Annotated in this window: 20 protein-coding genes and 1 pseudogene; 5 read left to right on the top strand and 16 right to left on the bottom strand. The window is 62.4% G+C overall.

Features of this window, described 5'->3' with window-relative positions:
• Positions 1 to 280: 280 nt before the first annotated feature.
• The 9 genes from ugpC to EOA13_RS23835 all read right to left on the bottom strand — a co-directional run bounded on the left by ugpC (position 281) and on the right by EOA13_RS23835 (position 10,479).
• Positions 281 to 1,348, bottom strand: coding sequence for a sn-glycerol-3-phosphate ABC transporter ATP-binding protein UgpC (gene ugpC, locus EOA13_RS23880; RefSeq protein WP_127296151.1), 1,068 nt, complete (start codon positions 1,346 to 1,348; stop codon positions 281 to 283).
• A gap of 4 nt (positions 1,349 to 1,352) precedes the next feature.
• Positions 1,353 to 2,201 (bottom strand): carbohydrate ABC transporter permease, encoded by an 849-nt coding sequence (locus tag EOA13_RS23875; RefSeq protein WP_127296150.1) that lies wholly within the window; start codon positions 2,199 to 2,201, stop codon positions 1,353 to 1,355.
• Positions 2,201 to 3,124 (bottom strand): sugar ABC transporter permease, encoded by a 924-nt coding sequence (locus EOA13_RS23870; protein ID WP_127296149.1) that lies wholly within the window; start codon positions 3,122 to 3,124, stop codon positions 2,201 to 2,203. Before EOA13_RS23870 ends, EOA13_RS23875 begins: the two co-directional genes overlap by 1 nt.
• Positions 3,125 to 3,337: 213 nt before the next feature.
• Complete coding sequence (locus tag EOA13_RS23865) at positions 3,338 to 4,615, bottom strand: sugar ABC transporter substrate-binding protein (protein ID WP_127296148.1); 1,278 nt, start codon at positions 4,613 to 4,615, stop codon at positions 3,338 to 3,340.
• 29 nt (positions 4,616 to 4,644) lie between these two features.
• Positions 4,645 to 5,832 (bottom strand): PLP-dependent transferase, encoded by a 1,188-nt coding sequence (locus EOA13_RS23860; protein ID WP_127296147.1) that lies wholly within the window; start codon positions 5,830 to 5,832, stop codon positions 4,645 to 4,647.
• Positions 5,829 to 6,563, bottom strand: a complete 735-nt coding sequence (locus tag EOA13_RS23855; RefSeq protein ID WP_127296146.1) for a FadR/GntR family transcriptional regulator — start codon at positions 6,561 to 6,563, stop codon at positions 5,829 to 5,831. The genes EOA13_RS23860 and EOA13_RS23855 overlap by 4 nt, the downstream gene beginning before the upstream one ends.
• 139 nt (positions 6,564 to 6,702) lie before the next feature.
• Positions 6,703 to 8,175, bottom strand: a complete 1,473-nt coding sequence (locus tag EOA13_RS23850; RefSeq protein WP_127296145.1) for an FAD-dependent monooxygenase — start codon at positions 8,173 to 8,175, stop codon at positions 6,703 to 6,705.
• Positions 8,176 to 8,700: 525 nt separating this feature from the next.
• Positions 8,701 to 10,074, bottom strand: a complete 1,374-nt coding sequence (locus EOA13_RS23840) for a PleD family two-component system response regulator (RefSeq protein ID WP_023810534.1) — start codon at positions 10,072 to 10,074, stop codon at positions 8,701 to 8,703.
• A gap of 33 nt (positions 10,075 to 10,107) precedes the next feature.
• On the bottom strand, positions 10,108 to 10,479 hold the full coding sequence (locus EOA13_RS23835) for a response regulator (RefSeq protein WP_013531932.1): 372 nt from the start codon (positions 10,477 to 10,479) through the stop codon (positions 10,108 to 10,110).
• A gap of 225 nt (positions 10,480 to 10,704) precedes the next feature.
• On the opposite strand from EOA13_RS23835, the gene EOA13_RS23830 reads away from it, so the two are divergent.
• The gene (locus EOA13_RS23830; protein ID WP_127296144.1) at positions 10,705 to 11,004 is read left to right on the top strand and encodes a DUF3572 domain-containing protein; all 300 of its coding nucleotides are present in this window, start codon (positions 10,705 to 10,707) and stop codon (positions 11,002 to 11,004) included.
• The gene (locus tag EOA13_RS23825; protein WP_127296143.1) at positions 11,001 to 11,654 is read left to right on the top strand and encodes a hypothetical protein; all 654 of its coding nucleotides are present in this window, start codon (positions 11,001 to 11,003) and stop codon (positions 11,652 to 11,654) included. The genes EOA13_RS23830 and EOA13_RS23825 overlap by 4 nt, the downstream gene beginning before the upstream one ends.
• Before the next feature lie 17 nt (positions 11,655 to 11,671).
• Here the strand turns inward: EOA13_RS23825 and EOA13_RS23820 are convergent, their stop codons facing one another.
• Positions 11,672 to 13,195, bottom strand: a complete 1,524-nt coding sequence (locus tag EOA13_RS23820) for a hypothetical protein (protein ID WP_127296142.1) — start codon at positions 13,193 to 13,195, stop codon at positions 11,672 to 11,674.
• 107 nt (positions 13,196 to 13,302) lie between these two features.
• A complete protein-coding gene (locus EOA13_RS23815; RefSeq protein WP_127296141.1) occupies positions 13,303 to 13,878 on the bottom strand; it encodes a GNAT family N-acetyltransferase in 576 nt (191 codons plus the stop codon).
• 65 nt (positions 13,879 to 13,943) lie between these two features.
• Here EOA13_RS23815 and EOA13_RS23810 point away from each other — a divergent pair, with 65 nt between their 5' ends.
• Positions 13,944 to 15,272 carry a DNA polymerase IV gene (locus EOA13_RS23810; RefSeq protein WP_127296140.1) on the top strand — a complete coding sequence of 443 codons (1,329 nt, stop codon included), beginning with the start codon at positions 13,944 to 13,946 and terminating at the stop codon, positions 15,270 to 15,272.
• On the opposite strand, the gene EOA13_RS23805 is transcribed toward EOA13_RS23810, so the two are convergent.
• Positions 15,269 to 15,775: a hypothetical protein gene (locus EOA13_RS23805; RefSeq protein WP_127296139.1), complete on the bottom strand. Its 507-nt coding sequence runs from the start codon at positions 15,773 to 15,775 to the stop codon at positions 15,269 to 15,271. The two genes, EOA13_RS23810 and EOA13_RS23805, sit on opposite strands and share 4 nt — an antisense overlap.
• Positions 15,776 to 15,973: 198 nt before the next feature.
• Here EOA13_RS23805 and EOA13_RS23800 point away from each other — a divergent pair, with 198 nt between their 5' ends.
• Positions 15,974 to 16,855 (top strand): DMT family transporter, encoded by an 882-nt coding sequence (locus EOA13_RS23800; RefSeq protein ID WP_127296138.1) that lies wholly within the window; start codon positions 15,974 to 15,976, stop codon positions 16,853 to 16,855.
• 11 nt (positions 16,856 to 16,866) lie between these two features.
• Here the strand turns inward: EOA13_RS23800 and EOA13_RS23795 are convergent, their stop codons facing one another.
• The 4 genes from EOA13_RS23795 to EOA13_RS38005 form a co-directional block, all read right to left on the bottom strand.
• A complete protein-coding gene (locus tag EOA13_RS23795; protein ID WP_027036812.1) occupies positions 16,867 to 17,670 on the bottom strand; it encodes a potassium channel family protein in 804 nt (267 codons plus the stop codon).
• A 67-nt stretch (positions 17,671 to 17,737) separates the two neighbouring features.
• A complete protein-coding gene (dnaE, locus tag EOA13_RS23790; RefSeq protein WP_127296137.1) occupies positions 17,738 to 21,265 on the bottom strand; it encodes a DNA polymerase III subunit alpha in 3,528 nt (1,175 codons plus the stop codon).
• Between the two features lie 107 nt (positions 21,266 to 21,372).
• Positions 21,373 to 23,385, bottom strand: a complete 2,013-nt coding sequence (locus tag EOA13_RS23785; protein ID WP_127296136.1) for an acetyl/propionyl/methylcrotonyl-CoA carboxylase subunit alpha — start codon at positions 23,383 to 23,385, stop codon at positions 21,373 to 21,375.
• Complete coding sequence (locus EOA13_RS38005) at positions 23,367 to 23,585, bottom strand: hypothetical protein (protein WP_164780285.1); 219 nt, start codon at positions 23,583 to 23,585, stop codon at positions 23,367 to 23,369. The genes EOA13_RS23785 and EOA13_RS38005 overlap by 19 nt, the downstream gene beginning before the upstream one ends.
• Here EOA13_RS38005 and EOA13_RS23780 point away from each other — a divergent pair.
• Positions 23,584 to 23,710 (top strand): annotated as a pseudogene (locus tag EOA13_RS23780) (S-(hydroxymethyl)glutathione dehydrogenase); the annotation flags it as partial. The gene EOA13_RS38005 and the pseudogene EOA13_RS23780 sit on opposite strands and share 2 nt — an antisense overlap.

Raw genomic sequence — 23,710 nt, 5'->3', positions numbered from 1 at the left:
TATCCGCACACAACCCACTCACCCATATTGCAGGTGCCGCCGTCGGTGTTGACTAGCTCCGACGGCGGCCTAGTTCGTGGCGAAATAACCTCCGTTTTTTGAGAAGACGGCGGGACCAAGGTCTTGTGCTCTACACGCAAAGGTCCGAGTGGTCCTGTTAGGTTCCGGAAATGTCTCTTGGACGTTCCGCTATTTTATCCAATTGAAATGTAGCGTTACCGTGTATTCCCGCCCGATAGCGGCGCGTGATCCTGCCCGCATCCGCCCTGGCTGAGTCCCCTCAGCCGATGCGCTCACCGCTCTTCGGATCGAATAGATGCAGCTGGTGTGGTTCGGCCGCCAACCGTACCTCGTCGCCGGGCTTCACGCCGGCACGGCCCATGGCAAAGACGCAAAGCTGCTGGCTGGCCAGCTTGACGTAGAACTGCGTCGAAAGCCCGAGCGGCTCGACCACCCCCACCTCGCCCTTCAACGCGCCGTCGTCCGCCAATTTGATATGCTCAGGCCGCAAACCGACGGTGATTGCGTCGCCATCCTTGAGCGGCAGGCCTTCCGGCAGCCTCAGCGCCTGGCCATCGGTCAGCACGGCCTGCGGGGTAACGCCCTTGCGAACCGTCGCCGGCAGGAAATTCATGCCGGGTGAGCCGATGAAACCGGCGACGAACATGTTGGCCGGCCGATCATAGAGATCGAGCGGCGCGCCGACCTGCTGGATCAGCCCGTCATGCATGACGACGATCCGGTCGGCCATGGTCATGGCCTCGATCTGGTCGTGTGTAACATAAACCGATGTCGTCTTCAGTTGCTGGTGCAGCGCCTTGATTTCGGCGCGCATATGGACGCGCAGCTTGGCGTCGAGGTTCGACAGCGGCTCGTCGAACAGGAAGACCTTGGGGTCGCGCACGATCGCCCGGCCCATGGCGACGCGCTGGCGCTGGCCGCCAGACAGTTGCCGCGGCAGGCGCTGCAGGAATGTGTCGAGCCCGAGCCGCTTGGCGGCGCCGTCCACCCTGGTGTCGATCGTCGTTTTCTCCGCCTTCTTCAGCAGCAGGCTGAAGCCCATGTTCTTCGACACGTCCATGTGCGGGTAAAGCGCGTAGGACTGGAACACCATTGCGATGTCACGGTCCTTGGGTGCCACGTCATTGACCAACCGCTCGCCGATGCGGATCTCGCCGCCGGAAGCTTCCTCCAGCCCGGCGATCATGCGCAAGAGTGTGGACTTGCCGCAGCCTGACGGACCGACCAGGACGACGAACTCGCCATCGGCGATTTCAAGGTCGACCGCGTGCAGGACGCGGACGGGGCCATAGTCCTTGCGGACCTTTTCGAGCGTAACAGAGGCCATCGATCTATCCTTTGACGGCGCCGGCGGTGAGGCCGGTGACGAGATAGCGTTGCAGGAAGGCGAAGAAGATGCAGACCGGGATCAGCGCCAGGATGGATGCCGCCATCATCTGTCCCCAATCGACGGCGAACTTGCCGATGAAGGTGAGCAGGCCGACAGCGAAGGTCTTCTGGTCGTCACTGGAAATCAGCATCAGCGCGAACAATAGCTCGCTCCAGGCGGCGGTGAAGACGAAGCCGAGCGTCGCGCCCATGCCTGGCAGCGTCAGCGGCACGATCACCTTGCGCATCGCCTGCGCGCGGGTGCAGCCGTCGATCATGGCCGCTTCCTCCAGATCCTTCGGAATGCCGTCGAAGAACGACTGCATCAGGAAAGTGGCAAAGGCCGTGTTGAAGGCGGTGTAGATGATGATCAGCCCGGTCAGGCTGTTGATAAGGCCGATCTGCCCCATCACGCGGTAGATCGGCGGAATGACCATCACCAGCGGAAAGGTCTGGGTCAAAAGCAACATCAGCGCCAGTGCTGCCTTGCCGCGAAAGGTGAAGCGCGACATGGCATAGCCGGCGAGCGTGGCGATGATCGTCACCAGTGCCGCCGTCGATACCGAGACGATGACGCTGTTGAGGAAATAACGCGGAAAATCGGTGGCCTCGAGCACGGTGACGAAATTCTGCAGCGTCATGTGCGACGGCCAGAAGGTGATGCCTTCGGAATAGAGAAGCCGCTCCGGCGTGACCGAGATTTTCAGCGTCCAGTAGATCGGGAACAAGGCAAAGAGCACGTAAGCCGCGATTGCCGCGTAGAGGCCGATGCCGCCGAAGAAGCGCTGCGAGACTGTGCGTCCTGCGATCATCAGACGTGCCTCACCAGCGTGCGACGGATGCCGATCAGAGCGATCGCATAGGCGATGAGCAGGACGAGCAGCAGCACCGCCACCGCCGAGGCATAGCCCTTGTCCAGCGATTTGAAGGCGCTGACATAGATGTAGACCGGCACCGTGTTGGTCGAGCCGGCTGGCCCGCCCTCCGTCATGACGAAGATCAGGTCGGCGAAGGTGGCGATCCAGATGGTGCGCAACATCACGGTGATAGCGATGGTCGGCGCCAGGAACGGCAGCGTCACCTTGGTGAAGCGCTGCCAGGGCGAGGCTCCATCGATAGCCGCTGCCTCATGCAGTTCCGACGGAATGGATTTCAGCGCCGCCAAGAGCGTGATGGCGAAGAACGGAATGCCGAACCAGATATTGGCGACGATCGGCCCCCACATGGCGGTTGACGGATCGGACAGCACATTGGTCGGCTCGGCCTTCAGCCCCAATGCAAACAGCCAGTGCGGCAACGGGCCGATGATCGGATTGAACAGCCAGGCCCAGGTTAGGCCTGACAGGAAGGACGGCACCGCCCAGGGCAGGAAGACCAGCGCCTGCACCGCCTTACGGCCGCGAAACGGCTTGTCGAGCAGCAGCGCCAGGCCAAGGCCGAGGAAGAACTGGAAGAACAGGCTGGCGACCGTCCACCACAACGTGTTGACCAGCGCCTGCCCCAGCACCTGATCCGACAGCATCGCCTGATACTGGCCGAGCCCGACATATTCGGACTTGAATGCGGAGAATTTGCGGAAGGAGTAGCTGATGCCCACGACCAGCGGCACCAAGAGCACCACGATCAGCAGGATGATCGCCGGGCTGAGATAGAGCCATGGCTCGATTGCGGCACGGGATAGCCGCTTGCGACGCGGCTTGCCGGCGGATCGTATTTCGGACACGGCGTAGGTCATTGGGTGTGGATCTAGCTCCCTGGAGCGGCGGCGGGGACAGCGTCCTTCTCCCCGTCGCTATACGGGGAGAAGATGCCGGTCCACCCTCCGCAGCTGCTGCGGAGGACGGGCAGGCAGATGAGGGGCAGCGCGAACCTATCGAGGCGTGGCGCCGCCCCTCATCCGTCACTTCGTGACACCTTCTCCCCGTGAACGGGGAGAAGGGAAGAAAAACTACTTCTTGTTCTTCGCCAGCCAATCCTGCTGTTCCTTGGTCAGGAACGCTGCCCACTGGTCGGCGACGTCCTTGGCCGTCTTCTGGCCAAGCAGCACTTCCTGAAAATTCTTGATCGCCACCTGGTCGACGAAATTGCCGAGGTTCTCCAGATGCGTCGGCGGCGTCACCATTTCATATTTTGAGCTGTCGCTGAGCTCCGTGAACCAGCCCTTGAACTGCTCGGTCTTGAAATGGGGATCCTGGTCGGCGCCGTTGTGGATCGGGACGACGCCGACTTCCTTGGCCCATTCCAGATTGTCCTTCGGCGACAGCAGCGTCGCCATCAGCTTCCAGGCGTCGTCCTTGTGCTGCGAATTGGCAAACATCGCCCAGCCGGCATAACCCAGCGTCGGATAGGACTTGCCGCTCGGCCCGACCGGCAGTGGCGCCACCGCGAAGTCGTCGGCGCTCATCTTGTCGGCGATGCCGAGCAGCGCGTCCGGATCCTGGTTGAGCATGGCGCAGGTGCCGGAATAGAAGCCGGTGACCGTTTCGTTGAAACCCCAACTCACCGCATCCTTCGGCGCCAGTCCGTCCTTGTACATGTCGGCCAGCATCTGCAGGCCCTTGACCGAGCCTTCTTCGTTGATCGTCGAAGTGCCATCCTCGTTGAAGTAGCCACCCTTGCCGGCGGCGATGTTCATGAACATGTGCATGCCGTTGAAAGCGCCCGGCCCGCCGCGCAGGCAGTAGCCATATTTGCCCGGCAACGCAGAGATTTTCTTGGCGTCGGCGATGAAATCATCGAGCGTCGCCGGCGGACCATCGAGGCCGGCTTCCTTGAACAGTTTCTTGTTCCAGAACAGCGCGTTCACATAGTAGCCGTAAGGGATCATGAACTGGGTGTTGTTGACGGTCGAGCCGAACTGCTTGGCGCGGTCGCCCAGCGTTTTGGCGTCGTCCCATTTGGCCATATAGGGGCCAAGATCCTCGAGTTGGGCGTTGTTGGCATAGAGGCCCATCCAGCGTTCCGGCATTTCGACGATGTCGGGCGTATCGCCGGCCTGCACCATGGTCAGGAATTTCTCGAAGGCCTGGCCCCAGGGCAGCGAGATCAGCTCGACCTTGATGCCCGGATTGGCTGTTTCGAACTCGGCGATCTGCTTTTTCAGGAACTCGGTGCGTGGCGGGCTGGTGATGACTTCGACCATTTTCAGGGTCGAATCGGCCACGGCATTTCCGGCGGAAATCGCCAGTCCCGCAACGGTGGCAAGCATGACGGTCAGTTTTTTCATGTTCAAGACTCCCATTTTGAACCCGCTTGTTATTTTCTGGCTTTTTCGAAGGCTTGGGCGACATCCGCCCACAGGTCTTCGACACTCTCCAATCCGACATTGAAGCGGATGGTTCGGGGGCTGACGCCGAAGCGCGCCATCGAATTCAGGCCAGGCGTCTGCTCCAGCGACGCCTTGGCCGGCACGACCAGGCTTTCATGCCCGCCCCAGCTGACGCCGATGCGGAAATATTTCATCGCATCGACGAAGACGGGGATGTCGATCTCGTCCGTCACCTCGAAGGAGAACAGACCGGCATAGCCGGCCAGTGTCGCCTTGCCCGGATGGTTCGAATAGACAGGATGGTTGACGCGCTCGACATTGGCATGCGCCTTCAGCCGTTCGGCGATGGTCAGGCCACTCTTCATGTGGTGCGGCAGGCGCAGCGGCAGCGTGCGCAGACCGCGCAGCAACAGCCAGGCTTCGAATGGCGACAGCTTGCCGCCGAGATAGGAATAGGTCTGCTCGTTGATGTGCTTGATATGAGCGGCCGAACCCGCGACGACGCCAGCGACGGTGTCGCTGTGGCCGCCAAGGTATTTCGAGGCCGAATGCAGCACCAGGTCGACGCCATGCGCGATCGGCTTCTGGAACACCGGCGTCGCCCAGGAATTGTCGATGGTGGTGACGATGCCCTGTTCCTTGGCCAGCCGTGTCAGATGCGCGATGTCCTGCAGCTCGAACATCATCGAGGTCGGGCTTTCCAGGTAGAGCAGCTTGGCGCCGGGAAGTGCCGCCGCGACCGCATCCGGGTCGGAGCCGTCGACATAGTCGACCTTGATGTTGAGCCGAGGCAACAGCCGCTCGAACAGCCGGTAGGCATCGCCATAGCAATTGCGCACCGCCACGATGCGCTCGCCTGCCCCAACGAACGCAAGCACCGTGGCACTGATCGCCGCCATGCCGCTGGAAAAGCCGCGCGCGGCTTCTGCGCCCTCAAGCGCTGCCACGCGCGCCTCGAACTCCATCACCGTCGGATTGTCGCCGCGCGAATAGATCGGCTGCTTTCGTTTGCCAGCAAAGGTATCGGCCATCTCGGCATAGCTGGCGAAGGTGAACAGCGAGGTCTGGTAGATCGGCGGCACCACCGCACCGCCAGGGAACGGTTCGTCATGCGCCAAGAGTGTCGCCGCCTCGGCGAGATAGTCGTGATCGAAACCGGATGGATGCTCGTTCATGTCTGGCTCGAAAGTTTGAGTTTGGCGGCACCGCGCTTGAGGTCGTCCTCGACGGTGGCGATCAGCTTGAGCGCCTCGGCGCGGGCGCCCTGCGGGTCGTGCGCGGCGATGCATTCGTAGATGGTGCGGTGATAGGGAAAGCTGGCGTGGCCGAAGTCGCGCACGCCGAGCGGATGCTCCCAGAAGCGGTGGAACAACTCGTACATGGCGGCGATGATCTGCTCGAACAGCGGATTACCCGAGGCCCGGTAGATCGCCTGGTGGAACTCCCAATCCTCTTCCGACGACATGCCGTCGCGTGTGCGGAACGCCTGCTCCATGATGTCGAGCTTGCGTGCGATTTCGGCGATATCTGCCTGGCTGGCGCGTTCGGCGCAAAGAGCTGCGGCCTCCGCCTCCAGTGCGCGGCGGATCTCCATCGTCTGCATCAGGCTGGTGAAATCATTGCCGCCCGCCAGCGTCAGCGGCATGTGCAGCATATCGTGTGAAACAGCCGCCTTGAGATAGGTGCCGCTGCCCTGGCGCCTCTCGACGAGGCCGAGCCCTTCCCAGCGCGTCAGTGCCTCGCGCACGGTGTTGCGGCTGACCTTCAGCCGCTCGGCCAGAATGCGTTCGGTTGGAAGTCTCTCACCCGGCTGCAGGGCTTCGGCGCGAACAAATCCCACCAACGCCTTCAACACGGCGTCGTCGCGCGCCGTGGTCTGAATGGGTGGCAGGCTGTTCTGGTCCACATTTCCTCCAAGTGGTCCAATGGTCCAACCAATTTCTGCACAGAAGGAAGCTCCTGTCAACCAACTGTCAGGAGCACTGTCGGAGGGAGCGACGCAATACTTTCAAGGCGGTCGCGCGATCGCGCTTCGATCGTATCTGCTAATCTGAGGCAGCAGGCGACCCGAACCAGGTGGTCAGCGCGTCCACCAGCCCCTGTGGGGTTCCCGCCCCGGCCCAAGCCACATAACCATCGGGCCGGATCAAGACGGCGCCGGGCGCGGCGACCCTCCCGAGCACCGGGAGGTCCCAGATACCGGCGTAACCGGCGTCGATCTGCCGGACCCGATCAGCCCAGGGCGCGAGGTCCAGCCTGCCGGGCTCACCGAAGTTGAGCAACACTGGCTGCGCGTCGTGCAGCAAGGTGAAGACCCGCAACGGTCCGCCAGCGGTGGTCAGATCGAGATCGGGCATTCGCCGCCCAAGCAGTGGATGCCCCTCGCCAAGGTCGTAATGGACACCCAAACCAGACATCTCCGCGGCGATTTTCTTGCGGGGTTCATCCATGCCGAGAAACTCGGCAACGGTGTCGGCCAAGGCCTTGCTGCGGTCATCCGTGCGGCGAAGCGCGACCTGTGCCATCGTATTGCGCAACACGCGGACGGCAACCGGATGACGCTCGGCGTGATAGCTGTCGAGCAGGCTTTCCGGCGATATCCCCTTGATGACTTGGGCCAGCTTCCATCCAAGATTCACCGCATCCTGCACGCCGATGTTGAGGCCCTGCCCACCCATCGGCGGATGTATGTGCGCGGCATCACCCGCCAGCAGCACCCCCCTGTCGCGGTATGCGGCAGCCTGGCGCGTCATGTCGGTGAAGCGGGAGAGCCAGGTCGGGCTGTTGACCCCGAAGTCGGTGCCGTAGATGGCAGTCAGCGCCTCGCTGAGTTCGCGCAGGGTCGGTTCGCCGCGCGCCTCCAGGCGGGGCTCCGTCAGCACGACGCCAACCTTCTTGCCGCCCTCGATCTTACCCAGGGCATGAATTCCGGAGGCGTTGCTGCGGAAGCCCCATGCCGGTTCTTCCGACATTTCGACCTCGGCAATCATCCAGCTCATGGTCGGATCCCATCCGGCGAACTCGATACCGGTCGCCTTGCGAATGGTGCTGCGGCCTCCGTCGCAGCCGACCAGATATGCGGCCCTCAGGCGGTGACCGGTGGACAGTTCGACATCGACGCCGCTGTCGTCCTGGGTAAACCCCGCAACCTCGTGTCCGCGATAGATCGGTACCTTGAACTCGCCGACCCAGTCGGCCAGGATGCGCTCGATGTGGTTTTGCCGCAGCGCCAGCAGATAATTGTGGCGCGTGGGAAAGTCGCTGATGTCTAACCGGATCATGTGGAAGCCCACGGACGGCGATATCTGTCCCTGTGAAAGAAACCGATCCGCAATTCCGCGCTGGTCGAGCACCTCAAGAGTGCGCGCATGCAGGCCGCCAGCGCGCAATCCTGCCAGTTTCTGATCCGGTCGCCTTTCGACAATGGCAACGTCCACGCCTGCCAGCGCCAGTTCGCCTGCCAGCATCAATCCCGTCGGACCACCCCCGGCGATCACAACCGCATGATCTGAAATCATTATCATAACTCCCGTTTTCCGCACCTTGGCTTGGGTCGCGGTTTTACGGGAGGAGCCGGGTCTTGCCGCAAGCCTCTTGTGCGCCATATGTATGAAATGGAAGGGGTGCTCTTCCCCTCATCGTTGGCTGCCCTCACAGCGAAACTGTGTAGGAACGGCTAGAACGGGTGTTCCGATTTCACATGCAGAAACGCAGATTCCTCCGTGCTTTAGCACGGAGTTCTGATGTTCTTTTGGAGAGAAGGGGGCCGGTCGGCGTTTGGCAGCGGTACGAGGAGGCCACTATGTGCCAGCGCCGGCCGGCCGACCCCACGGACCCAGGAGATGCGGCGGACCTGAGCATCATGGGGTATTCCCAGGGATCGGAGCCGGCTTTCTATCCTCGTGCCGGCTTCGTCTTGGCCTGCACAGTTGCGCAAGAGCTTATGAAAATCAACAGTTTCTTAACCAAGGCTCGCGAATCGCTTGGATTAAGGTAAACGGGTAACCCTGTCGGGTTGACTGGATATTCGGAGCCTTGGCCGGTTATGCGGCTTTGGCAACAACCCGGTTGCGGCCGCCGCTCTTGGCTTCGTAGAGGGCGAGATCGGCACGCTTCATCAGCGCCGCCACCGTGTCCACGCCTTTCAGCACCGACGACACGCCGACGCTGACCGTGACTTCGATCGCCTTGCCGTCCTGGCCGATGGCAAAAGCTGCCTGGGCGATTTCGGCGCGAATGCGCTCGGCTACCTTCTCGGCCACCGCGCCCTCGGTGTCCGGCATCACCACGACGAACTCCTCCCCGCCAAAACGGCAGGCAAGGTCGATACCCCTGACATTCTTGCGCAGCCGCCGTGCGAATTCCCGCAGAACCTCGTCGCCGCCGTCATGACCGTGCGCGTCGTTGATCGCCTTGAAGCGGTCGAGGTCGGTGATCATCACCGACAGCGGCCGGCGCCGCGCCACGGCGCGATCGAACAGCGTCTGCAGATGGCTGTCCAGATAGCGGCGGTTGTGCAGCCCGGTCAGTCCATCGGTCACCGCCATTTCGATGGTCTGGGTGACGCTGGCGCGCAGCTGGTCGTTGTAGCGCTTGCGGCGCACCTGGGTGCGCAGCCGCGCCGTCAACTCCTGCTGGTCGATCGGCCTCATCAGATAATCATTGATGCCGAGTTCGAGGCCGCGGATGATGCGTTCCTCCTCGCCCTCCTCCGCCAGCAGGATGATCGGCACGAAACGGGTGCGATCGAGCGAGCGCAACTGCGAACAGAGCCTCAGCGGATCGAAATCGGCGAACGCGGTCGAGATCATCACGCATTCATAGGACGTCTCGGCGGCCTGGAAGAAACCGGCATGCGGATCATGTGTGACGTCGAGATCGGCCCGGTCGCGCAGCATCTTCTGGATGCGCTCGACGGATGATTTGCGTTCGTCGATCAAAAGCACTTTGGGTGTCGTGTCCTCGGATGCGAAATTGCGGCTGAGCAACTCCTCGATGCCGATGTTGCGCGTCGTCGAGGCGCGCAGCCGCAACTCGTCGGTCAGCGACTTCAGGCGAACCAGGCTCTTGACGCGCGTCATCAGTTGCAGATCGTTGACCGGCTTGGTCAGGAAGTCGTCGGCGCCGGCCTCGAGCCCGCGGACGCGGTCGGAAACCTGGTCGAGCGCGGTGATCATCACCACCGGAATGTGCGATGTCGCCGGATCGCTCTTCAGCCGCCGACAGACCTCGAAGCCGTCCATGTCCGGCATCATCACGTCGAGCAGCACGACATCGACCTTGCCGTTCTCGCAGGTCTCGATCGCATCCGGCCCATTGGTGGCGGTCAGCACTTCGAAATATTCGGCCAGCAGCCGCACTTCCAGCAGCCGCACATTGGCAGGGATATCGTCGACGACGAGGATCCGCGCAGTCATTTCACAACGCTCCGGCTCGGCTGAAGGGGCACATCACGCATCGCCCAGATAGGATTTGATGGTTTCGATGAAACGCGGCACCGAGATCGGCTTCGAAATATAAGCCTCGCAGCCACCCTGGCGGATGCGTTCCTCGTCGCCCTTCATGGCGAAGGCGGTCACCGCAATGACCGGGATGACGTGCAGCTCGTCGTCCTCCTTCAGCCATTTGGTCACTTCAAGCCCCGACACTTCAGGCAACTGGATATCCATCAGGATGAGATCCGGCCGATGCTGGCGCGCCAGATCGAGCGCTTCCAGACCGTTGCGGGTGCGCACGGTCTCGTAACCGCTCGCCTCGATGAGGTCCCGAAAGAGCTTCATGTTGAGCTCATTGTCCTCGACGATCATAACCTTCTTCGGCATCGATATCCCGTCCCGGCAGTCCTTCCGCTTCGAAGGCGACCGTCATGCGCCCATGTCTGAACGCACCAAACCCTGCTTCACTTTACGGCAATATGATTGACGAAACGGAAATCCACCGTGCGAAAAGCTGTTTGGATTCCACCTCGGGCGCCGCTCTAACCGCTTGCCGCCAGCAACTCTTGCCATTATTGCGGGAGAGACTCATTCCACACACCGAAGGTAGTGATGGCAAACGCAGCGTCAATGCGTGAAGAAGCGGAATCGATTGCCGTGAAGGCCCTGGGCTTCGTCGCCTCTGATCCCGAGCTGCTGCCGCGCTTTCTGGCGATCACCGGCATAGAGGCGCATTCGATCCGCAAAGCCGCCAGCGAACCGGGATTCATGGCCGGTGTGCTGCAGTTCATTCTTGCCCACGAGCCGACTCTGATGCGCTTTGCCGAGGAAACCGGCACCCCGCCGGCGGCTGTCGGCAAGGCCTTGCGGTCGCTGCCGCTGGGCGACGACAACCACGAGCATTCCATATGAGCGATGATCCGGAAACCGCGCGCCAGATTGAAGAACTGGCAGCCGACGACCGACCCTTGCTTGTCCTCGATGTCGACGATGTCGTGCTCGAATTCATCCGACCGTTTCCGAATTTCCTCAAGGCGCGCGGCTATGGCCTGACGCTGGCCTCGTTTCGGCTGACCGGCAACATCGCCGAAACAGCCAGCGGCCGGCTGATCGAACAGCCCGAAGTCACGGCACTGCTGGCCGATTTCTTTGACGCGCAAGCCGATTGGCAAAACATTACGGACGGCGCTGCAGAAGCCCTGGCAGGGTTTGGCGACCGCGCGGAAATCATTTTGCTGACGGCCATGCCGCACAAGCACCGTGCCGTGCGTCGCGTCCATCTCGACGCGCTTGGACTGAGCTATCCGCTTCTGACCACTGAAATGGCCAAAGGACCGGCAGTGGCCAAGCTTCGCGGCAAGGCCGGCCGCCCGGTGGTCTTCGTCGACGATCAGCCGCACAATCTGGCGTCGGTGCGAGAATCGGTCGCCGACGCCGAATTGTTCCACCTGATGGCCGACAATTCGCTGCGCGCATTCCTGCCGCCGGTGACGGACGATGTGGTCGTCGTCCAGGACTGGCACGAAGCCGCGCCCAAGATTCAAAGCGCGCTGGGGCTCTGAACTCCAGCTTCAGGGGTTCAGTTCGCACCTGCGCCGCCGCTGTCGTCTCCGCTGTCATCGGCGCCGTCACCATCATCCACGCTGTCGTCCACGGCCGGATCGGCGGGCTTCAGCATGACGCCATTGACGGTGACCGAGCCATCGGCCTTGGCATTGACGATCCATTCCAGCCGGCCATCGGGTAGCGTCTTGCCAAAGCCCTTCGCCATGAGAGCGACTGGCACGTATTGGCCAACCTCCGGTTCCGACTTTGCCGCTTGCTGCAGGCCTTCGACAAGCTTGTCGAAGCCGGCGACATCGACGGTTACGCTTCCTTCGGGCTTTTCGCCTGGGAATGTCATCTCGCCTTCCAGCGCGATCTCCGTGTCCTTGTTCTTCACGGTGCTGTGGCCAAGCACGACCTTCGGCATCCTGGCCATGAAGTCGACCTTAAGTTGCTCGCCGAATTCGGCCGACAGCGACGGATTCTTATTGAGATCAAAGGCTTCGATCGCCTTCTTCGCCATGCTGTCGAGATCGATATTGGCGCCGCCAAAGTTCAAATCGACATCGGTGGGCAACAACCCCACGCTCCAGCTCGGCAGAAGCTGGGTCGGCACGGTCAGCCCCGATGCCTTGATGCCGTACGTGATCGTGCCGTTCTCGGCCACGCCATCGGTGCCGAACACGGTGCTGAGCTGGGTGGCGCCGAAATTGCCGACCGGGCTTTCCACCGCGAAATCCTTGAAACCGTAGGTCCCGTCGATACGCTGCCAAAGCGGCAAGGCGGCGAGCAGAAGCGATTTGAGCTGCGCCTGGTTGGCCTTCAGCGTCGCCTCGTCCTCGTTGGCCACCGCAAATGCCAGGAGATCGAGCAATGGCTTGGTCCGCACGCCCTTGCCGCTGGCTTCGACCGACAGTTCAGGCGACCTGACGGTGACCGGGAATTTCAGCCCGCTCTCGGGGTCATCGAAATTGATCGCTTCGACAAAACTCGACACCTTCTGCGAGGTTGTGAAATCGACGCCCCCGGTCGCCGACTTGGTCGCGGCAACGGTCGCGATGCCGGCGCCCGTGCTGGCTTCCATGTGCTGCTTGGCATCCTTCGATGCCATCGTCATGCCGGCCATCGAGCTGGTGCCGCTGGTAAAGGCCGCCAGATTTGGATCGTAGACGCCCGAGCCCTTGCCGTCCTTGATCGAAAACTGAGTGCTTTGCAGCCCCTCGGGTCCGTTGAACTCGAAGGAGGCGGTTTGGGAGAAATCCATGGAGACATCCCAGGACCCGTCGCTGCGCGGCTTGACCATCAAGGCATAGGGCGCGAAGTCGAACTTCAGCAGTTTCTGGTCCGGAAATGATGCGGCAAGTGCCTTGAAATCGAACACGATCTTGTAGGCGCCACCTTCGAGCGAAACCTTCAAAATGCCTTTGTCGATGGCCTGCTTGCCGACATAGCGGGACAGGTCATCCGACAATTTCTTCGCACCCTGACTGTCGGCGGTCTGGCCGAAAGCAGGGGCACTCAACGCAAGAAGGAACACGAATGGCAGGGCACGGTTCACGCGAATTCTCCGTTTGACCTAGAAGAAAGACTTTGTCCGTCTGGTATGAAATTACCGCTGCAACCGCAAGGTGAGATCGACAACGGCACCCGCGCAGACCATCTCGATCAAAGCACCAGCCGCATCAGCGGGCGACCGGCCTTGCGTTCCACCAGCCGCTCGAAACCCGCCTTCTCGAAGACCCGTGACGAACCGACGAACAGGCCGATCGAGCGCGAATCGCGAGACAGGTCCATCGGGCACGCCTCGAGCAGCCGGGCTCCATTCTGGCGGGCGAAATCTATGCCGCCTTCGACGAGGCGATGCGTGATGCCCCTGCCGCGCGCCTTGGCGCGGATGAAGAAGCAGGAGATCGCCCAAACGGCCGGATTCATTGCGTCGGCAGGATCGACCGGTGCCGACCCCCTGCCCTGATTGTTCCATTCGGGCACGTCGGCGCGCGGTCCGATCTGCATCCAGCCAACCGCCTGGCCATCCTCGAATGCCAATAGGCCCGGCGGCGGGCCGGCCTCGATACGCGCCTTGATGTGGTCCTTGTTGCGTTCCCGGCTGCTCTCGCGGCGCATCGCCGGCGCCAGCCGGAAATGCGTGCACCAGCAGCCGTAGCAGGCGCCTTGCTTGCCGAAGAGGTCCTCGAATTCAGCCCAAAGCTCGGGCGCAAGCGGCGCTATGGTCGTGCTCATGCGTTCTCCCCAGGCCAGCCTTGTCGCTGGCCTTGCACTGTCGTACCATTGCTTCTGTTCTCTTTATGTTCGCAGCGATGGCGGCCCCTGTCAACAATCCCGATCACGGTTTTTGCCGCGACTGCCTGATGTTTCAGCGCAGCCCGACGCGCCGCTGCGAGCGCTGCGGCAGCCCCCGGCTTGCGCGTCATGCCGAGCTTTACCGGCTGCATCTGGCCCATATCGATTGCGACGCCTTCTATGCGGCGATCGAAAAGCGCGACAATCCGGCGCTCAAGGACAAGCCGCTGATCATCGGCGGCGGCAAGCGCGGCGTCGTCTCCACCGCCTGTTACATCGCCCGCATCCAGGGCGTCCGCTCGGCCATGCCGATGTTCAAGGCGCTCGAAGCCTGCCCGGAGGCGGTCGTCATCAGCCCCAACATGGAAAAATACGTGCGCGTCGGCCGCGAAGTGCGCGCCATGATGCAAGCGCTGACACCGCTGGTCGAGCCGCTGTCGATCGACGAGGCGTTTCTCGACCTTGCCGGCACCGAACGGCTGCACGGCCTGCCGCCCGCTGTGGTGCTGGCGCGCTTCGCGCAGGCCGTCGAGAAGGAGATCGGCATCACCGTTTCGGCCGGCCTGTCCTATTGCAAGTTCCTCGCCAAGATTGCGTCTGATTTTCGCAAGCCGCGCGGTTTCTCGGTCATCGGCGAGGCCGAGGCAGTCGGCTTCCTCTCGGCGCAGCCGGTGACCATGATCTGGGGTGTCGGAAAGGCATTCAACGCCACGCTGGAGCGTGACGGCATCCGCACTATCGGCCAGTTGCAGCAGATGGATCGCGGCGACCTGATGCGCCGCTACGGCACTATGGGCGACCGGCTCTACCACCTTTCGCGCGGCGAGGACGTCCGCCGCGTTGATCCCGACCAGGATGCCAAGAGCGTATCGGCCGAAACCACCTTCGATACCGACATCGCTTCGCTGGAGGAACTGGTCGCGGTTCTCAGGGGTCTTTCGGAAAAGGTCTCGGCACGGCTGAAAAAGTCAGGCATTGCCGGGCGCACCGTGGTGCTGAAACTGAAGACCCAGGATTTCAAGCTGCGCACGCGCAATCGCCAACTCGGCGACCCGACCCGGCTCGCCGACCGTATCTTTCAGACCGGGGTAGAGCTTCTGCGCAAGGAAACCGACGGCACGAAGTATCGGCTGCTCGGCATCGGCGTCAGCGACCTCTCCGGCGACGACAAGGCCGACCCGCCCGATCTGGTCGACATCCAATCGCGCAAGCGCGCCATGGCCGAAGGCGCCATCGATGCCCTGCGCGACAAGTTCGGCCGCAAGGCGGTGGAAACCGGCTACACATTCGGCAAGGGCCGCGACGCCCATCCACCGGAGCCTCTTGAGGATTAGGTGCGCTGCAGATCTATCCTGCTCGTCACCACGCTCTTGCCGGTTTTCGGGTCGGTGTCGATGACGGTCAGCCGCATGCCGTTCTCGCCGCGTTTCTCGACCTTCATCTGCGCCCTTCGGTCGCCATTGACCTCCTTGGCCCAGCGAATGCCCAGGTTGATCGCGTTGCCCGAACGGCTGCCGTTGAGCTGTGCCGGTCCCGTGCGAGAGCCGACATAGATGCCGCTGTATTTGGCGCCGCTGGCCTTTAGATCCGCGCTGATGGCACGCGTGACCACGACAAGCCCCCGGCAATTGCCGTCGAGCGACAGGGAGGTCGATGTCGCGTTCGAGCTGAACGTGCAGGACACGTTCACGGTCGGCGCATCGGTGGTGACCTTGACGATACCCTTGCCGGCGAAATTGCCCTTGAACGACTGGAGAAATTGCGTCTCGTCGGCATGTGCCGCGCCTGCCGCAACCAATAAGCCGCCGGTAAGCGCGAATTGCGCAAAGGATATCATCGAAGCTCTCCTTGTCGTTTTTGAAAAAAGGCGGAGCGGTCCGCGAGCACGGCTGACCATCGGGACTCAACGCCATTTACCGGATCAGGTTCCGCTCACAACATGACTGTCTTGCAACATCCAGCCAGTCGCGGCTGGCCCAGAAGAATGCAGTAGCTAGCGATTGCGGCAGAGACTCTGGCCTGCGACATAGCGCGAATGGCACCCACACCCTCGATCCCCAAGGCCGCGTTCTGGATGGCGCTGTCGATCGCTTCCTTCCTTGGGATGACGGTCGCCGGCCGAGCCACGACAGCGGAGCTCAACGTCTTCCAGGTGCTGGAGTTGCGCTCTGTGATCGGCTTCTTCATCCTTCTGCCGCTGGTGATGACGAGTGGCGGCTTTCAAGCCATGCGCACGCAGCGCCCCATTGCCCATATCGCCCGCAACGTCATCCATTATACGGGCCAGGCGGCCTGGCTCTACGCCCTCACTTTGATCCCGCTGGCCGTGCTGATCTCGATCGAATTCACCACACCGATCTGGACAGCTATCCTGGCGGTGATTTTTCTTGGCGAAAGGCTCAACCGGCCCAAGCTGGCAGCGATCGGGCTGGGGCTGATCGGCGTGGTGATCATTGTGCGCCCCGGTGTCGGCTCGGTCGATCCTGGACATCTCGTCGTGCTGGGTGCCGCGGCCTGCTTCGGCATCTCGGTGGTCACGATCAAATCGCTGACCCGGACGGACAGCGTCGTTCGCATCATCTTCTGGATGCTGATTATCCAGTCGGTGGTCGGTCTCATCCCGGCGCTCTATACGTGGCGCAACCCGCCACTGGAGCTGTGGCCATGGATCGTGCTGATCGCCTTCACCGGCATGTCGTCGCATTTCTGTATGGCTCGCGCGCTTGGCTATGCCGACGCGACCATCGTCTCGCCGATGGATTTTCTGCGCGTGCCGCTCTCGGCGCTGATCGGCTGGCTGCTCTATAGCGAGCAGATCGACGCCTTCACCGCCGGCGGCGCGCTGCTGATCCTGATGGGCAATCTGCTCAATCTTCAGCGCAGGGCGATAAAGCCGGCCGAAGTGGCGGCGTCGTAGTCCGCCGGCTGTCAGTTCCCTTCGTCGGGTATGTTGAGGAGATGGCCGCAGGCCTTGCAATGCACGGCGTCCGGCTCGTGCCGCCGCAAGCCGCACTGCGGACAGGGAAACAACACCTTGGCTGGCCGGAAGATCGCCTGAGCCAGTCTGACAAACAAAGATATGCCGATGATCATGGTGACGATTGCCGTCAGCTTGCCGGCCATGCCCGGCAGCACGATGTCGCCGAAGCCGGTCGTCGTCACCGTGGCGACGGTGAAATAAAGCGCGTCGATATAGTTTTCCAGACCGGCGCCAGTGCGGAAGAAGAACGTGTAGACGAAGCCGGTGATGACGAACAGGAAGGTCAAGAGGTTGATGACCGCGTGGCTGGCCTCTCGCCACGGCCGCAGGCCGCGCATCTCGAAATGCCGCCAGAGCGAACCGCTACGCGACAGCGACCACAGCCGCAGAATGCGCAGGAAGGCGAGATTGGCGAACGCGGTCGGCATCAGCAGCGTCAAAAGGATGAAGACATCGACCCACGACGTCGGCTGCTTCATCAGCCGCAGCATGTTTTTGGAGGCTAGCAGCCGGGCGACCAGGTCCGCGGCGACAAGCGCGGCCGCCGAATAGTCGAGCCAGAGGAAGGACGGCTTGTCCTGAAGAACCGGCGTCGCGATGAAGAAGGCGATGATGGCGAGGTCGATGACGACGGCCACCAGTTGGAACCGGAAAGCGGCCGGCGTGCGCCCATGATAGAGCCTGCGCAGCCTGTCACGCAGCCGCGCCAAGGCTGAAACCGCTTGCGACCCGTTCCTCTGCGCCGGCTTCATGCTGACTGCGCTGGCGTTAGCGGCAGCGACCGCCCGGCTGATTGTCGCGGGCGAGAAAGAGCCGGGGTCACACCAACTCCACTTCGACCACGCCCGGCACCGCGCGCATCGCCGAGGCGATCTGCGGCGAAATCCGGTAGCGGTTCGGCAGCTCGATCTCGATTTCCCCCTCGCCCTCTTCCTTGATCAGCACGAAGCTGACCTGGCCTTCGCCCCTGACGGTCAGTTGGCCGGCCAGCGTGTTGATCGGCGAGGCGTTGCGCACGAAAATGCGAAGTGCCTTCTGGATACGGCTTGCCTCGTCCTCCAGCGACTGCACCGAGTTGATGCGCAGATTAACGCCTTCCGGCCTGTCCTCGGCGGCAACGGTGATGACCACGGAGCGGCCGGCCTCAAGCAGGTCGCGATATTGCGCCAGTCCTTCGGAAAACAGCACGGCTTCGTACTGGCCGGATGTGTCAGAAAAGGCGATAACGCCCATCTTGTTGCCGGTGCGCGTCTTGCGCTCCTGCTTGGACGTCACCGTGCCGGCAAGACGGCCGGCGGCGGCGCCGCGCTTGACGGCCGCCGAAAACTCGGCCCACGTCTGAACCCGCATCTTCTGCAGGGCCGCCTTATACTCGTCGAGCGGGTGCGCCGAGAGGTAGAAGCCGACCACCTGGAATTCACGGTGCAGCCGGTCGGCGGCGAGCCACGGCTCAGTCGCCGGCAGATTGAGTGCCTGCGACTGGGCGCCGAGCGAGGCGCCGAAGATGTCGTGCTGGCCGGAAACCGCATTCTGCTGAGCCAGCGACGCCAGCCCCATCATGCGCTCCACGCCCGCCATCATCGACGCGCGGTCGTGGCCGAAGCAGTCGAGCGCGCCGGCCATGATCAGGCTTTCGAAGACGCGCTTGCCGACAATCTTGGGATCGACCCGCTCGCAGAAATCGGCGAGGTTCTTGAACGGCTTTTCCCCACGCTGGGCAACGATGTGTTCGACCGCCGCGTCGCCGACGCCCTTGAGCGCCGCCAGCGAATAGTAGATGCGGTTCTCGCCGACCTCGAAGGGGCGAAAGCTCGATGTCACCGACGGCGCCAGAACCTCTATGCCAAGGCGCAGCGCATCCTGGCGGAAATCGGCCAGCTTGTCGGTGTTGCCCATGTCGAGCGTCATCGACGCTGCCAGGAACTCGACCGGATAATGCGCCTTGAGATAGGCGGTCTGGTATGAAACCACCGCGTAGGCGGCGGCATGCGATTTGTTGAAACCATAGTCGGCGAACTTGGCCAGCAGGTCGAAAATGAAATCGGCTTGCGGCTTGCCGACACCACGCTCGACCGCGCCGGAGACGAAGCGCTCGCGCTGCTTGTCCATCTCGGCGCGGATCTTCTTGCCCATGGCGCGGCGCAGCAGATCGGCTTCGCCGAGCGAGTAGCCGGACAGCTCCTGCGCGATCTGCATCACCTGTTCCTGGTAGACGATGACGCCTTGCGTCTCCTTCACCAGATGGTCGATCTTGGGATGGATCGACGCCATCTCCTCCTCGCCATGCTTTCTGGCGTTGTAGGTCGGAATGTTCTCCATCGGACCGGGGCGGTAGAGCGCGACCAGCGCGATGATGTCCTCGATGCAGTCGGGCCGCATGCCGATCAACGCCTTGCGCATGCCGGCGCTTTCCACCTGGAACACGCCGACCACTTCACCGCGCGACAGCATGGCGTAGGTCTCGGGATCGTCGAGCGGGATCGTCGCCAGGTCGATCTCGATGCCGCGCCGGCGGATCAGCTTCACCGCCGTCTCCAGCACGGTCAGCGTCTTCAGGCCGAGGAAGTCGAACTTCACCAGTCCGGCCTGCTCGACATATTTCATGTTGAACTGGGTGACGGGCATGTCCGAGCGCGGATCGCGGTACATCGGCACCAGTTCCGACAGCGGCCGGTCGCCGATGACGATGCCGGCGGCGTGCGTCGAGGCATGGCGGTAAAGGCCTTCCAGCTTCTGCGCCATATCGAGCAGCGTCTGGACGATCGGCTCCCTCTCGGCCTCTTCGGCAAAGCGCGGCTCGTTGGCGATGGCGTCAGCGAGCTTGACCGGATTGGCCGGGTTCTGCGGCACCATCTTGGAGAGCTTGTCGACCTGGCCATAGGGCATCTGCAGCACACGGCCGACGTCGCGCAGCACGGCGCGAGCCTGCAGCGTACCGAAGGTGATGATTTGGCCGACCTGGTCGCGGCCGTATTTCTGCTGGACGTAGCGGATGACCTCCTCTCGGCGATCCTGGCAGAAATCGATGTCGAAGTCGGGCATCGACACGCGGTCGGGATTGAGGAAGCGCTCGAACAGCAGCGAGAAGCGCAGCGGATCGATGTCGGTGATGGTCGTCGAATAGGCGACCAGCGAGCCTGCGCCCGAACCGCGGCCCGGCCCGACCGGAATGCCTTGCGCCTTGGCCCATTTGATGAAGTCGGCAACGATCAGGAAGTAGCCGGGAAACTTCATCTTGGTGATGATGCCAAGCTCGAAGTTCAACCGCTCGCGGTATTGCTCGACCGTATAGCCGGCGGTTGGGCCATGCATGGCGAGGCGCGCGTCGAGCCCCTCATGCGCCTGGCGGGCCAGTTCGTCGGCTTCCGCCTGCACGGCGGCGTCATTGTCGGCGACATCGCCGCCGGTGAAGCGCGGCAGGATCGGATTGCGGTTCTTCGGATAGTAGGAACAGCGCAGCGCGATCTCGACAGTGTTGTCGATCGCCTCCGGCAGATCGGCAAAGAGCCTCGCCATATCGGCCTGGCTACGCAGGAAATTGTCCGGCGACAGCCGGCGACGATTGTCGGCGGCGACGACCGATCCCTCGGCGATGGCGATCAGCGCGTCATGTGCGTCATAGTCGTCACGAGAGGAAAAGAACGCCTCGTTGGTGGCGACCAGGGGCAGTTCATGGGCATACGCCAGATCGATCGAGGATTTTTCGATCACGCGGTCATAACCGGAAACCCGGTCCAACTCGACATAGAGCCGGTCGCCGAACATCTCCTTGAGGGTCAAAAGCCGGGCTTCGGCCAGGTCGCGGCGATCTTCCTTGAGCGCGGTGCCGATCGGTCCGCGCGGCCCACCGCTGAGGCAGATCAATCCGTCACAATAGCCGTCCATCATTTCGGTGGTCAGGTGCACGGCTTCGCCCGGCGGTGTTTCGAGGTAGACGCGGCTGACCAGCCTGACCAGATTGGAATAGCCGGCTTCGGTCGCGGCGAGCAGGACGACCGGCCGCATATCCGGGCCCTGCCGCCTGCGGTCGCGCTGGCCATCGCTGTTTTCGCCGGAAAAGGCGAGCGCGGTCTGACAGCCGATGATCGGCTGGATGCCGTCCTTCACCGCCTTCTGCGCGAATTCCAGTGCGCCGAACAGATTGTTGGTGTCGGTGACGGCGATGGCCGGGGCTTCGTCCTTGACCGCGTGAGCCACCACCTTGCCGATCTGCAAGGCGCCTTCCAGCAGCGAATAGGCCGAATGCACGCGCAGATGGACGAAGGGCCGCGCCGGGGCCTCCGGCCGCGCCGCAGCAATCGCTGCTTCGCGCTTCAGGGGATCGCGGGGAAGTTTTTCGTCGGCCATGGTGCTGTGTGAAGGTCCTTGAGTCGATGGAGATGTATTGTCCGGGACCGCGCGATGCCAGTCCAGCACAAACCGCTGCTGATCACAGGCTGCCTGCACGGCCAGCCTTACGCAAACTCCATGATCACCGCATCCACGGCCAAGCTGTCGCCTGGCTTGGCGTTGAGTTTGGAGACGACAAGGTCGCGTTCAGCACGCAGCACGTTTTCCATCTTCATCGCTTCGACCACCGCCAAGGTCTCGCCGGCCTTGACCTCCTGGCCTTCGGCAACGGCAATCGACACGACAAGGCCAGGCATCGGGCAAAGCAGCAGGTTCGACGTGTCCGGCGCCACCTTTTCGGGCATCAGCCTTTCCAGCTCGGCGGTGCGCGGCAGCATGGCGCGCGCGGTCACCGACATGCCTTTCCAGGCTATGCGAAAGCCGTTGGCAACCGGCCTGACCTGAGCCGTAACCTTGCGCTTGCCGACCGTGCCGCGCCAGACCAGGTCGCCCGGCCGCCAGTCTGATGCAACGGTCAACGCCCTGCCGCCCTCGATCGACAGATCGATTTCCATCGGAATGGAAATCATGCCCTCGATGATCGACGCCGACAGATAGTCATCGCCGATCTTTACCACCCAGTCGCGCTTCAGAGCTCCCGAATGCGGCGCCAACCGCCCGCCCAGCCGGTCGAGCCGGTCACGGCGCAGCAGTTCCACCGCGGTCGCGATCGACGCCAGCACGGCCTTCTCATCGTCGTTCGGTACGACCGGCGCGAAGCCGTCGGGATATTCCTCCGATATGAAAGCGGTCGATATCCGCCCTTCCCGCCAACGCGGATGCTGCATCAAGGCGGCCAGGAACGGAATGTTGTGCTCGATACCGTCGACGACGAAGCTGTCGAGCGCTTCCGACATGGCATCGATGGCCTCCAGACGCGTCGGCGCCCAGGTGCACAGCTTGGCGAGCATCGGATCGTAGAACATCGAGATTTCGGAGCCTTCGGTGACGCCGGTGTCGTTGCGGATGACGACATCGGCGAATTGTCCTTCCTCAGGCGGCCGATAGCGCGTCAGTCGGCCGATCGAAGGCAGGAAGTTGCGGTAAGGGTCTTCGGCATAGAGCCGGCTTTCCACCGCCCAGCCGTTCAGCTTGATGTCGCTTTGCTTCAGGCCAAGCTTTTCGCCGGCGGCGACGCGGATCATCTGCTCGACCAGATCGATGCCGGTGACGAGCTCCGTCACCGGATGCTCCACCTGCAATCGTGTATTCATTTCAAGGAAATAGAAGTTCTTGTCCTTGTCGACGATGAATTCGACCGTGCCGGCGCTCTGGTAGTCGACAGCCCTGGCCAGCGCCACCGACTGCTCGCCCATGGCCTTGCGTGTCGCGGCGTCTAGGAAGGGCGACGGCGCCTCTTCGGCGACCTTCTGGTTGCGTCGCTGGATCGAGCATTCGCGCTCGCCGAGATAGAGCGCGTTGCCATGCGCGTCGGCCAGCACCTGGATTTCGATATGGCGCGGATCGACGATGAATTTCTCGATGAAGACACGATCGTCTCCAAACGAACTCTTGGCTTCCGAGCGCGCGCGGTCGAAGCCGTCGCGCACTTCGGCCTCGCTCCAGGCGATGCGCATGCCCTTGCCGCCGCCGCCGGCCGAAGCCTTGATCATCACGGGATAGCCGATTTCGCCGGCGATCTTTTCGGCATGGTCGGCATTCTCGATAACGCCGAGCCAGCCGGGCACGGTGGAAACCTTGGCGGCGTTGGCGAACTTCTTCGATTCGATCTTGTCGCCCATCGCCTTGATGGCCTTGGGCTTCGGGCCGATGAAAATGATGCCTTCCGCTTCCAGCGCCTCACAAAACGCGGCCCGCTCGGACAGGAATCCGTAGCCGGGATGCACGGCCTGGGCCCCCGTTTCCTTGCAGGCGGCGATGATCTTTTCCGGGACGAGATAGCTCAGCGCGGCTGGCGAAGGCCCGATATGCACCGCCTCGTCGGCCATCTCGACATGCACGGCATCGCGATCGGCATCGGAATAGACGGCGACCGTGGCGATGCCCATCTTGCGCGCCGTCTTGATGACGCGGCAGGCGATCTCCCCGCGATTGGCGATCAGGATCTTGGTGAACATGCGGAAGTCATCCCTCGGTCGACCGTTCCTTTTATGGCCTGTGCTTGCAGGGTCAAGCCGACCATGCAAATCACTGCCTTCCAATCGATCTGCGATTCCAATTCACCGCTGTGGACCAGTCCTGGCACCAGGTTCCGGTTGATCGTGTCGATAAAACCTGAAACCTTGGAAAAAAATTCGCATTGGAGGAACTGCCCCATGAAAACCCGCGCCGCTGTCGCTGTCGCCGCCGGAAAGCCGCTGGAGATCATGGAGGTCGACCTCGACGGTCCGCGCGAGGGCGAGGTGCTGGTCGAGATCAAGGCGACCGGCATCTGCCACACCG

The organism is Mesorhizobium sp. M7A.F.Ca.US.011.01.1.1 (assembly GCF_003998295.1).
Taxonomy (GTDB): domain Bacteria; phylum Pseudomonadota; class Alphaproteobacteria; order Rhizobiales; family Rhizobiaceae; genus Mesorhizobium.
The sequence above is the reverse complement of the archived record's forward strand: the minus strand, read 5'-3'. Positions and strand labels throughout refer to the sequence as shown.